The organism is Janthinobacterium sp. ROICE36 (genome assembly GCF_002869965.1).
Lineage (GTDB): Bacteria > Pseudomonadota > Gammaproteobacteria > Burkholderiales > Burkholderiaceae_D > Janthinobacterium.
On record NZ_PEBS01000003.1, the window covers coordinates 135,409 to 147,186 of the forward strand.

11 protein-coding genes are annotated in these 11,778 nt (G+C 63.7%); 7 read left to right on the top strand and 4 right to left on the bottom strand.

What is annotated here, in order from left to right:
• Positions 1–22 precede the first annotated feature (22 nt).
• Positions 23–589 carry a PRC-barrel domain-containing protein gene (locus CSZ94_RS02560; protein WP_102120065.1) on the bottom strand — a complete coding sequence of 189 codons (567 nt, stop codon included), beginning with the start codon at positions 587–589 and terminating at the stop codon, positions 23–25.
• A 237-nt stretch (positions 590–826) separates the two neighbouring features.
• On the opposite strand from CSZ94_RS02560, the gene CSZ94_RS02565 reads away from it, so the two are divergent.
• The 3 genes from CSZ94_RS02565 (at position 827) to CSZ94_RS02575 (ending at position 5,700) form a co-directional block, all read left to right on the top strand.
• Positions 827–2,038 (top strand): extracellular catalytic domain type 1 short-chain-length polyhydroxyalkanoate depolymerase, encoded by a 1,212-nt coding sequence (locus tag CSZ94_RS02565; RefSeq protein ID WP_102120066.1) that lies wholly within the window; start codon positions 827–829, stop codon positions 2,036–2,038.
• Between the two features lie 318 nt (positions 2,039–2,356).
• Positions 2,357–3,571: an MFS transporter gene (locus CSZ94_RS02570; RefSeq protein WP_102120067.1), complete on the top strand. Its 1,215-nt coding sequence runs from the start codon at positions 2,357–2,359 to the stop codon at positions 3,569–3,571.
• 83 nt (positions 3,572–3,654) lie between these two features.
• Positions 3,655–5,700, top strand: coding sequence for a GNAT family N-acetyltransferase (locus tag CSZ94_RS02575; RefSeq protein WP_102120068.1), 2,046 nt, complete (start codon positions 3,655–3,657; stop codon positions 5,698–5,700).
• Positions 5,701–5,762: 62 nt separating this feature from the next.
• On the opposite strand, the gene CSZ94_RS02580 is transcribed toward CSZ94_RS02575, so the two are convergent.
• The gene (locus CSZ94_RS02580; RefSeq protein ID WP_102120069.1) at positions 5,763–7,028 is read right to left on the bottom strand and encodes a putative Na+/H+ antiporter; all 1,266 of its coding nucleotides are present in this window, start codon (positions 7,026–7,028) and stop codon (positions 5,763–5,765) included.
• A 212-nt stretch (positions 7,029–7,240) separates the two neighbouring features.
• On the opposite strand from CSZ94_RS02580, the gene imuA reads away from it, so the two are divergent.
• The 4 genes from imuA to CSZ94_RS02600 all read left to right on the top strand — a co-directional run bounded on the left by imuA (position 7,241) and on the right by CSZ94_RS02600 (position 11,001).
• Positions 7,241–7,951 carry a translesion DNA synthesis-associated protein ImuA gene (gene imuA / locus CSZ94_RS02585; RefSeq protein WP_102120070.1) on the top strand — a complete coding sequence of 237 codons (711 nt, stop codon included), beginning with the start codon at positions 7,241–7,243 and terminating at the stop codon, positions 7,949–7,951.
• Entirely contained in the window at positions 7,881–9,368 is a 1,488-nt protein-coding gene (locus CSZ94_RS02590; RefSeq protein WP_102120071.1) for a Y-family DNA polymerase, read from the top strand. Before imuA ends, CSZ94_RS02590 begins: the two co-directional genes overlap by 71 nt.
• Before the next feature lie 99 nt (positions 9,369–9,467).
• On the top strand, positions 9,468–10,172 hold the full coding sequence (locus CSZ94_RS02595; protein ID WP_102120072.1) for a glutathione S-transferase N-terminal domain-containing protein: 705 nt from the start codon (positions 9,468–9,470) through the stop codon (positions 10,170–10,172).
• A 70-nt stretch (positions 10,173–10,242) separates the two neighbouring features.
• Positions 10,243–11,001, top strand: coding sequence for an alpha/beta hydrolase family protein (locus CSZ94_RS02600; RefSeq protein ID WP_102120073.1), 759 nt, complete (start codon positions 10,243–10,245; stop codon positions 10,999–11,001).
• 66 nt (positions 11,002–11,067) lie between these two features.
• On the opposite strand, the gene CSZ94_RS02605 is transcribed toward CSZ94_RS02600, so the two are convergent.
• Together CSZ94_RS02605 and CSZ94_RS02610 are read right to left on the bottom strand one after the other, a co-directional pair.
• Positions 11,068–11,418 (bottom strand): hypothetical protein, encoded by a 351-nt coding sequence (locus tag CSZ94_RS02605; protein ID WP_102120079.1) that lies wholly within the window; start codon positions 11,416–11,418, stop codon positions 11,068–11,070.
• 73 nt (positions 11,419–11,491) lie between these two features.
• Positions 11,492–11,778: ISAs1 family transposase (locus CSZ94_RS02610; protein ID WP_146009719.1), on the bottom strand; the 287-nt coding region annotated here is incomplete at its 5' end.

The following is an 11,778-nucleotide window of genomic DNA, read 5'->3' on the forward strand; positions in this document are numbered from 1 at the left end:
TCGGGTTTGCCTGGCTGGTCCCTCAATTATGCTCGTCGCGCCCATCATCGCTGAGCGATGAGCGCGAGCCGCCCTGGCTGCTGCCCGTGCCGGCGCGGCTGCCGCTCATGGAGGTGCCCGACATGCTGCCTTCGCTGTCCGATTGCAGGCTGGCGCCACCGCGCAGGTCGCTGCCGGATGGCATGCGGCCCGCTGCCATGACGCCGCTGCCATAGAACGCTTCCATTTTCTGGCTCCAGGCATCGCTGCCCATGTCGGGCCAGTTGTTCTTGTCGAAGCCGGGCGCGTCTTTCAGCTGGTATTTTTCCACGTTGAGCAGGAAGCGCTTTTTGACGGGGTCCAGGGTCAGACGTTCCCAGGGCACGGCAAACAGCTTGTCGCCCATGCCGAGGATGCCTCCGAAAGACAGCACGGCATAGGCGATCTGGCCGGTGCGCATGTCGAGCATGATTTCCTTGATGTCGCCCAGTTCCTCGTCGCTGTGATTGTAGACATCGTCGCCGAGCAGGGTGTCGGCCCCCATCAGGGCCGGCCCCGGGCCGTCGTGGTTGCGGTACATGCCCAGGATGTCGCGGTCCAGATAGCTCATGGTGTTCTCTCCTCGTGAGGTGCTGATCGAAGTCCCAGATTACGCATGCGCACAAGGTCGCGTTTGATCTGCCTCAATGGTGTCTGCGGAACTGTTATCCGTGTGCAAACGTACGGTGTTGTCAGCCAATTGCGGTACTCTATGCGTTCTACGGAGGAGGCCGCACATGCTGACGATGCAACGATGCAGTGGGATGAACTGGCGGTACGCTCCACAACGACACGCGCGCCGCTTGCCATGGTGAAGCCCGCCACAAAATGGCTGCGCGGCCTATTGCGTGCGGGAAAGGCGCAGCAGCGCACGGCGACCAAACTGGCCAAGGTGCTGTTCGGGCCCGTGCCAGCCAAGCCCAGGGTCCGCAAGGCGGTAGTCAAGACCGGGGTCAAGACCGTGGTCAAGACCACGAAGGCGAGTCCCAAGCCGCGCGCCAGTCCCGCCAGCGACGCCGTGCCCTCGCTGGCGCCCTTTGCCACGCCCTTGTCTCCCCCGTGCGTGCGCAAGCGAACGGCGCCCCCGCCGGGCAAGTGGCTGGCGGCCCACTATGCGCCGTTGCCGGAACTGGGGCAGTTGCCGGGCCGGCGCCTGCCGTATTTCCTGTACCTGCCCGAGAAGGCGCCGAGCGCCGCCATGCGCAGCCGGGGCCGGCCGCTGCTGGTGATGCTGCACGGCTGCGAGCAGAGCGCCACGCAGTTTGCCGAAGGCACGCGCATGAACCGGCTGGCTGAACGCAAGGGCTATGCGGTGCTGTATCCGCAGCAATCGTTGCGTTCGCATGCGCGCCGTTGCTGGAAGTGGTACGACAAGCTGACGCAGGAGGGCGGTGGCGACGTGCGCCTGATCGTCGGCGCCATCGAGCAGGTGGCGGCCCGCTATGCGATCGACCGCGCGCGCATTTATATCTGCGGCATTTCCGCCGGCGCAGGCATGGCGCATATCGTGGCCCTGAATCATCCCCATCTGTTTGCCGCGCTGGGCCTGCATTCGGGGCCCGTGTTTGGCGCCGGCCATAATCTGATCGGCGCGCTGCAGGTGATGCAACATGGCGCTGCCGCCCGTGCCGACGCGGCCATCGACGAAGTGCTGGCGCGCCAGCCCGCGTTTCCCCGCCTGCCCACCATCCTGTTGCAAGGGCAGGCGGACAAAGTGGTGCGGCCCATCAACCAGACGCAGCTGGTACGCCAGAGCGTGCGCGTCAACCGCCTGCCCGCCGATACGCTGGTGACGGCGCAGCGTCTGCCGGGCGGTGCGGCGGGCGGGCGCAATCCGGCCCATGCGTATGCCTTGCACGATTATCAGGTGGGCCAGGAGGTGCTGCTGCGCGTGGCGCAGGTCGATCACCTCGAGCATGCCTGGAGCGGTGGCGACGCCAGCCTGCCGTTCAATGACAAGGCCAAACCCGACGCCAGCAAGATGCTGCTCGATTTCTTCGCCAGCCACCGCCGCCGCTAGGCTGCCGCGCCGCGCGCCGCAACGGCGCTGCAGGCACTGGTACGCATCGTTCTTCCTTCTCCGCATCGCCGGCCGTGCCGCCGCACGGCTGCGCCGGCGCGCCTGACGTGACTTTCTCAGTCCCGGCAGCGCATGCCGTCACGCCCTCAATTTGCTAAATTGGTATTGTTGCGGTATTTAAAAATCACAAAAACAGGCGCTAAAAATACTAACTGGTATACAATTGGTACACGTTTTCAGTATCAAGACGTGTCGGCCGTCCCATGCCCTGACGGCCGATATGCACTGACGGCAGCCACCCACGTTACGGAACGCGCCATGTCCATCAAGTCCAGGCAGTTGTTGTGGTTTTTTGCATTTTTCCTCGTCTTTGAACTGAATATCTATCTGTCGAACGACATGATCATGCCGGCGATGCTGGGCATCGTCGACGAGTTCCAGGCGGAGAAAAAGTTTGTCCCGCTGTCCCTGAGCCTGTATCTGCTGGGCGGCAGCTCGCTGCAGATTTTCCTGGGCCCGTTGGCCGACTGTATCGGCAAGCGCAAGCTCGTGCTGACTGGCAATACCTTGTTCCTGCTGGCCACGCTGGCGGTGCCGTTTGCCGCCTCGATCGAGCAATTTCTCGCCCTGCGCTTCATCCAGGGCATGGGTTGCTGCTTCATCTTCGTCGGCTATGCCATGATCCATGAACTGTTCGACGACATGGCGGCCGTCAAGCTCAGCAGTATTCTGTCGAGCACCACCATCCTCGCACCACTGGCCGGTCCCATCCTCGGCAGCGCCATCATCAGCCGGCTGGACTGGCGCTACGTCTTTTTCCTTTCCGGCTTGCTGGCGCTGCTGTCCTTGCTGGGCCTGTTCAAGACCATGCCGCGCGCGGCGCCGATACAGCCGCGCCTGGATGGCCACGCCATCGTGCGCAGCTATATCGCCATTTTCAGCAACGGACGCTTCATGTTCGGCATGTTCACGGCAGGGCTTGCCACCGTGCCTCTGACGGCCTGGATCGGCTTTTCGCCCATCTTCGTGCTGCAGGAGATGGGCGCCTCCTATGCCACCTATATCGCGCTGCAATGCGTGATTTTGTCCGGTTTTGTGTTCAGCAGCATCGCCATTCAGCGCCTGCGGCAGGATTTCCCGCTCGTGCATCTGCTGCGCCTGGGCGGGCTGATCGCGGTCGCCGGCATGCTGGGCGCCGGCGCGGGCCGGCATCACGTCGATGTGTTTGCGGCGTGCATGTTTGTCTATTCCATCGGCTTCGGCCTGTTCAACGGCGCCCTGATCCGTAGCGCGATTACGGCCAGCAAGGAATCGATGACACTGACGACGGCTGCCATGAGCTTGCTGTACTGCATTTATTTATCCGCCTGGCTGCAGCTGTACAACGTGCTGTGCCAGCGCTTCGGCTATGCGCTGGAGACGTATGCGCTGCTCAATATCCCCGTCATCGTGGTCATCGCCGCCTGTTTGCTGCTGTTGACGCTGGGCATGGCGGGGCGCCGGAAAAGCCAGGTGCGGCTGGCCCGGCACTGATGGCGCAGCGCTGCGCATGTTCCCGACCTCGTTTTACCTCCTGTGACGTTGATTGACACTCTTCTGCGGAAAATGGTGCGCCCATGAAAATAGATGACCTGGCCTCGAAACACGATCAAGCAAAGATTTTCAACCTGGAGTACGAGTTTCGCATCCACCGGCTGAAACTCGATTACATCACCCTGGCCGATATCGGGCCGGCCGGCAGCGACCTGGAAAAACTGGCCGGGCAGCACCAGGCGGGCATCGCCGCCCTGCGCAGCTTCGTCGCCGCCAATTTTACGCATTTCAATGCCGCAAGCTGTTCCTCGCTGAGCTGCATCCCCACGCGGGCGCTGGGCGATGACGAGCGCTACCTGCACCGCATCTGGATGGGCGGACCGTTGCCGGCCATCGCTGTTGAAGCGATCCAGCAGTGGGGCGCGGCGCTGGAAGAGGTGCGGCGCAACGGCGGCGCGCCGTATGTCGCCATCCTGTGGGCCTGGGATGCGGAGCAATTGCGCAATGACGCGCGTTTCAGCCCCACGGGCGGCGCCGGGCGCTATACGATAGGCCGCTATGCCATCGGCGGCACGACCCTGCATATCAATTCGCTGCGCGCGCTGGCGCTGGACTTTGCGCCGGCCCGCTTCGACCTGCTCGATACCCTGCATACGCAGCGCTATTTCGCCACCTTGTCCGATTATTTCCGCATCCTCATCATGTGCGAATATGGCGGCATGTATATGGATGTCGATACGATCCCGCATAATCCGGCGACGATTTTCCTGATGAAGCCGGAAGTGCCCGACTATTTCCAGCGCAGCGATGGTGACGGCGAAGAGCGCCGGCATGTCAGCTGGATGAATCTGTTTCTCGATGAAACGGGCATGCTGATCGCCAAGAAGAACGATGCCGCGCTGCGTGTGATCCAGCGCAATGTGAACCTCGCCTATGCAGGCATCGAGAGGGAAATTCCCCGTTCCTGCCCGCAATTCGAGGCGCAGCTGTTTGGCCAGTTCTATGCCGAATGGAAGAAAAACCTGGGCGTGAGCCTGCTCAGCCATGCCGAGTTTTACCAGCGCTATTGCGTGCTGTATGACGGTGCGCGCGAAGCGGTGGCGGGCGGCATCCGAGGCATGCGGCTGCTGGACGATATCATGACCGACATGCACATCCCCTTGAGCGACGAAGAGCGGCGCGCGTATGCGTGCTGCGTCGCGCGGCTAGCCGAGATCGACTGGCAACTCGACGATCCTTTGCGCCTGGTCAATATCGTCGATGTGTTCGATATCGAGGAAGTGCCGCGCATGGCGTATGCGGCCCAGTTGCGCGCGGAAATCGATCATTTTCACTATTACTCGGTGCTATCGGATGACCCGCAGCTGGACCGCGTGAATGCCGTCTTTTGCCGCTACCTGCTGGCCCATCGCTCGCAGCATATTGCGGCCGGCAATTTCTGGCGTCCCACCGTGGGTCGCCATGGCAGCCGCATGCCGGCCGTCGGCGAGGCCGCCCCGTCCGGCGACGAGGTGCAGGCGGGCTTGCTGTCGCATGCGCCGCTCAAGCTGGTGGCGGGCGAACTGCTGGGCGACGAGACGAAGAACCGCATGGCGAAGCTGCTGTTTGCCACCAGTTACCTGGAATACTGTTCATTCGGTAACAAGTTGAATGTGCAGTTCGTCGCATTGCAACGGCGGCAGAATATCGACCCTTACCTGGCGCACATCCACGGCTTGCATGACGAGGACGGGCGTTTCATCGGCTTCTTCACGGCCGCGACGATGGCCGAGTTCCAGGCCTGCGGCGCCGTCTCGTATTACCGCGATGACATGAAGGCGCTCGACGATGCGTATGACGCCTTCGTGCTCGCGCATGCGCGCGCCGACGACTGTTTCGTCAGCAGTCTGGCCATCGACGAGAAATACCGTGGGCAGGGCCGGTTCCGGCAGATGTTCCATGAAATCTGCGACCTGGCCAGCCGCAAGGGCTGTGCGCGCATCACCCTGACGGTGTGGGAAAAGAGCGAAGCGCTGCAAGTGTATCTGCACAAGGGTTTTCGCAGCGTGGGCACGTTTGACTATGCCTACAGCCTGTTCTATGACCGCCTGCACTTCCTCGTGTATGAGCTAACTGAGGAAGGTAACTGAGGGGGAATTGAAAGGGGGAACTGGGGGGAGCAGGGGCTGCCGGCAGCCGCCCCCGTTAATGCTTACAGGGCCAGGAAGGCCAGGGCCGCCACGGCCGTCGGCAGCAGGGCACCTACCAGCAGGCCGACGGCGCCGATCGATTCATCCTTGAAGCCACGGCGCAGCAGGGATACGCCGGCCGGATTCGGCGCGTTGGCGATGACGGTCAGGCCGCCACCGGCCACGGCGCCGGCCACCAGCATGTATTTCGCTTCTTCCGTCATGCCGACGATCAGCGAGCCGAGGTAGGTCAGTGCCGCATTGTCGGTGATTGCCGTCAAGCCCAGGGCGCCGAAGAACAGGGCCAGGGGTTCCAGGCTGGAAACGATGGGCTGCAACCACCATTGTTGCATGCCGCCCAGCACCACCAGGCCGCCGAGGAAGAAGCCGACCAGCAAGCCTTCTTTCAGGATCAGCGGGCTTTGATAGCGCTCATACGCCTGCACGAAGCCGAGGAAGAACAGGAACAGGCCGAAGAACAGCACGGGATGGTGCGCCAGGGCCACCACGCCGGCCAGCACGGCCAGGTGCACCAGGCTGATGGCCAGCGGCACTTTCGGCGCTTCCACATCACCGGCTTTCGGCTTGATATCGGACGTGTTGCTGTGCAGATATTTGCGCAGCAATATGCTCACACCCGTGGCGTTGACCAGCACGGCGATGGTCGCTTTCCAGCCGAAATGGCTGGCCATGAAGGCGCTGTCCCAGTTCCACGTGGTGGCCACCATCAGCACGGGCGGCGCCGCGTACGAGGTCAGGGTGCCGCCGATGGAGACGTTGACGAAAAGCACGCCCAGCGCGCCATATTTCAGCCATTCGGGGATGCCCGGGCGAAAGATTTGCGGTGCCAGCATCAGCGCGGCCAGGGTCATGGCGGCCGGTTCCGTGATCATCGAGCCCGTCAAGGGCACGAGCGCCAGACCCAGCCAGACGAGGGCCAGTTCCGTGCGCAGCGGCATCACGCGCGCCACGCCCTTGAGCAGGCGCTGCACGGCGTCGAGCACGGGGCGCGAAGCGGCCACCACCATGACGACAAAGACGAACAGCGGTTCCGTGTACTGGCGCGACTCGGCGTACTCGATGGCCGCCTCGCCGCCCGACACAAAGGCCATGATGATGATCAAAATGAAGGCCCAGAAGCCGAACACGACTTCCACTTCGCCCAGCAGGTGCAGCAGGCCCCCATGGCGGGGATGGCGCTGCGCCAGGGTTTCAAATGACTTGGCGGCGAAGGTGTGGATGAGCGCAAGGCCGAAGACGATAGCGCTGATGATTTGGATGGTGGTCAAATGCGTTTCCTTATGGACGGAGGGAGCCGACTGGTACTTTGCCAGGCGGTAAGGAGAGTGCTTATGGTACAGCAATCGATGCCAGAAACGGGGTTTTTCGGACGTAGCCGCGCGGCCCGGGCAGCGGCGCTGCGCAGATAAGCCTTGCCAAAAGGGAGGCTGGATAGTACTGTATCTGCATACAGTATTCATCTTCATCTTCATATTCATTTATGCAACATTCTCAATTGATGGCCGCGCCGGAAGCCTTGCACCCGTCTTTATGGCGCGCATCGCAGCTGGGCGAGGGCGCCGCACGCTGCCTGGACACGGGCTTTGCCGCCCTGTCCGCGCAACTGCCCGGCGGCGGCTGGCCCAGCGGCAGCCTCATCGATCTGCTGGTGCAGCAGCCGGGCAGCGGCGAATTGCGTTTGCTGGCGCCCGCGCTGGCGCAGCTGCCGGGCTTGCCCATCGTGCTGCTGCAGCCGCCCCATCCGCCCCAGGCGCTGGCCCTGGCGGCGCAGGGTCTGGCGCCGTCGCAACTGCTGTGGCTTAAAAGCGCCGGCAGCAAGGATGCCTTGTGGGCGGCGGAAAACATCTTGCGCAGCGGCAGTTGCGGCGCCTTGCTGTTCTGGCAGTCGCACGTGCGCGGCGACAGCCTGCGCCGCTTGCACCTGGCCGCGCAAAGCGGCAATACCCTGTTCTGCATGCTGCGCCCGCTGCACGGCGCGCAGGATGCGTCGCCGGCGCCGCTGCGCCTGTCCATACGTCCGGCCGCCGGCGGCATCGAGATCAGCTTTATCAAGCGCCGGGGACCGCAGCGCGACGCGCCCCTGTTCCTGCCCCTGCAACCTCCTTCTTTACTGCTACGCCATGCGACTCTGGATCGGCCTGTGCCTGCCCCGGCTCCCGCTCGAAGTGTTTTGCCCGCGCTGGTCGGCTGACCACCTGGGCGTGGTGCTGGAGCAGGAGCAAGTGATGGCCCTGTCGCCGCTGGCGCGGGCGGCCGGCATCAAGCCGGGCATGCGTCGCGCGGGCGCGCTGATGCTGGCGCCGCAGGCGCGCCTGCATGAACGCTCTTTGGCACTGGAAGCGCAAGCCCTGCAAGCGGTGGCGCTGGCGCTGCTGCAATACTCGCCGCTGGTGGCGCAGGGCGAGGAAGCGACCCTGCTGGTCGACGCGGGCGCCAGCCTGCGCCTGTTCGGCGGCGTGCGCGCCCTGTGCCGGCAGATCGCGGCCAGTTTGCGCGCGCTAGGCTACACGGCCCAGCTGTCGTGCGCGCCCACTGCGCGCGGCGCCTGGTTGCTGGCGCGCGCCGGCACGCGCCGGGGCCGCGTGCTGGGCATGGCCAGTCTCGTGCGCCGCCTCGACCGCCTGCCGTGCGCCTTGCTGCCGCCCGCGCGCGCCTACTTGGACTGGTTCGAGGGCATCGGTTGCCGCACCCTGGGGCAGCTGCGCCAGTTGCCGCGGCCCGGCCTGCAGCGCCGTTGCGGCGGGGCCTTGCTGGACATGTTAGACGCGGCGCATGGCCACAGCACGGAACTGTACCTGTGGCTCGAAGCGCCGCCCACGTTCCGCGCCAGCCTGGAATTGTTCGACCGCGTGGAGCACGCGGACGCCTTGCTGTTCGGCGCGCGCCGCTTGCTGCAGCAAATGACGGGCTGGCTGTGCGCGCGGCAATTTGCCGTCGAGCGCATACAACTGCTGCTGGCGCACGAGCGGGGCAGGGTGGCGCGCCCGCCCACCGTCATCGACCTGGCGTTGGGCGAGGCTGTCTGGCGCGACGAGCATTTATTGCGTTTGCTCAAGGAGCGCCTGGCGCAGCTGGCGCTGGACGCACCGGTGATCGGCCTGACCCTGGAAGCGCTGCAGGTGCAAGCCATGGCGCCGCCGAGCGAGAGCCTGTTTCCCGAACCGGGCGGCACGCCGCAGGAGCGCCAGCGCCTGATGGAATTGCTGGTGGCGCGCCTGGGCGCCGAAAATGTCTTGCAGGCCGTGCCGTGCGCCGATTACCGCCCCGAAGCGGCCAACCAGTGGCTGCCGCTGCCGGCCAAGCCCATGTCAAGAAGCGCGCCACCCGACTTGCCGCCCGGTTTGCACGGCATGCCCCGCCCTGGCTGGCTGCTGGCGCAGCCCATCGCCCTGCTGATGCGCGAGCATCGGCCCTTCTATGGCTCGCCCCTGAAGATGGTGTCTGTCGCCGAGCGCATCGAGGCGGGCTGGTGGGGCCAGTCGCAGGCGCGCGATTATTTTATTGCGGAAGGACGCGACCACGCCCATTACTGGGTCTACCGCGAACGCATCGCCGGCAGCGGAGAGGATGCCGCGCCGCGCTGGTTCCTGCATGGTTTGTTTGGCTGAGTGGCGACCAGAGCGTTTTAAGCGGCGCGCAACGCACATCGCCATGCTTGGCTATACTTGCTTTCTTGCACCGCGTCCTACACTTCAATAAGGATTCCCATGTCCCAACTCTCCGACTTCCCCATCACCCGCAAATGGCCTGCCCGTCATCCTAAACGCCTGCAGCTGTACTCGCTGCCCACGCCGAACGGCATCAAGGTTTCCATTCTGCTGGAAGAGCTGGGCCTGGCGTACGAGCCGCACCTGGTCAGCTTCGAGCAGAACGACCAGCTGTCGCCCGCTTTCCTGTCGCTCAATCCCAACAACAAGATTCCCGCCATCCTCGACCCGAACGGTCCCGACGGCAAGCCGCTGGCCCTGTTCGAGTCGGGCGCCATCCTGCTGTACCTGGCCGAGAAAACGGGCAAGTTCCTGCCGCAGGACGCGGGCCTGCGCTATGAAACGATACAGTGGCTGATGTTACAGATGGGCGGTATCGGCCCCATGTTTGGCCAGGTGGGCTTCTTTCATAAATTCGCCGGCAAGGACTACGAAGACAAGCGTCCGCTGGAACGCTATCTCGGCGAAGCCAAGCGCTTGCTGGGCGTGCTGGAGCAGCGCCTGCAGGGCCGCGACTGGATCATGGGCGGGCATTACACGATTGCCGACATCGCCATCTTCCCGTGGGTGCGCTGCCTGGTGGGGTTTTATGGCGCTGGCGAGCTGGTCGGCTTCGACCATTTCCCGAATGTGCAGCGCGCGCTGGACGCGTTTCTGGCCCGCCCTGCCGTCATGAAAGGCATCGACATACCGAAGCGTGCTTAAAACAGCTGACGGCCGGGCGGCGCTACAATGCGTCATCGGCCGCGCTGCGCGGCAGCTTTGATCTGAAACAATGAAATCGACACGGCAAGATTTTCCCGGCGCGCACGGCCATGTGCTGGCGGCGCGCCTCGATGCGCCCGACGGCGCCATCCGTGCCTACGCGCTGTTCGCCCACTGTTTTACCTGCGGCAAGGACGTGCTGGCCGCGCGGCGCATCGCGCAAGGCTTGACGCAGCATGGCATCGCCGTGCTGCGTTTCGACTTTACGGGACTGGGTGCCAGCGAGGGCGAGTTTTCCGCCACCAATTTCTCGTCGAATGTCGACGATTTGCTTGCCGCCGCCGATTTCCTGCGGGCCGGACACGCTGCGCCGCAATTGTTGATCGGCCACAGCCTGGGCGGCGCCGCCGTGCTGGCCGCTGCCGCGCAAGTGCCGGAAGCAACGGCCGTGGTAACCTTGGCCGCCCCCAGCACACCCGCGTATGTGACGCGCATGTTCAGCGAGCACCTGGAGCAGATCGCCGCCGAAGGCGAGGCGCTGGTGCAGCTGGAGGGACGGCCATTTCGCATCCGCCAGCAATTCGTCGACGACGCAGGCAACCACAACCTGAAGGAGCACATCGCCGGCCTGCGCCGCGCCCTGCTGGTGATGCACGCGCCAAACGACACGACGGTGAGCCTGTCGAACGCGATGGATATCTTTACGGCGGCCAAGCACTCGAAAAGTTTTGTTTCGCTCGACGACGCCGACCACTTATTGACGGGGCGCAATGATGCGGCTTATGTCGCCAACGTCATCGCCGCCTGGAGCGCGCGCTATCTGGCCTAAATCGTTGCCCATGAAAAACGCCGTACCGGCAAGATGCGGGTACGGCGCAGATGGGCAGAAAACGGATCAGTCCTCGTGAAACTCTGCCGAAAGATCCTTCCAGCCCTTGCGCACGGCAAAGGCGGAAAATTCCTCGGGCGCTTCCAGGACGATCAGTTTCTTGTCTTGCAAGCCCAGGTCGCCATGGCCGAAGTCGGGGCCTACATAGCCGAGGCTGCGCAAGCGGGCCAGGATGTGGCCGACCAGGGTCTTGTCCTTGTAGGCGCCCGCTTCGAGCGGGGCGGCGAAATCGATGTAGACGTCGATGATGCCGTAGCCTTCGTCGAAGATGCGGATGGCCTTGATGTCGTGGGCACGGCCGGAGCCGTCGGTGGCCTTGAAGGGGCCGCTGAGCTGGATGTCGGTGTCATTGTTCATGCCGCCAGCATACACCAAAAGCCGGCCCCGCATAGACGACGCCATGCAAGCCCCAGGGCGATTGCATGAAGCATCAGGTCGGCAAGCCCAAGACCTTGGCGAGATAGTCGGCATTCCAGCCAGCTTTTAAGCGTTTGGTAGCGATGCCGGCCTTGGTTGTCTTTTCGTTTTTCAGTAAATTGAGTGCTATTCGACGCAAGATGGCGAAGTTTTGTGCCCCTTCGCCGACCCGAATACGGCAATCGTCTTCGCGGAATGCAACATCGAGCACCCAGTGCATGCTGTTTTCGATACCCCAGTGGGCACGTACAACGTGCGCCAGCTTGGCCGCCTTCGCTGGCAGACTGCTGATGTAAAACC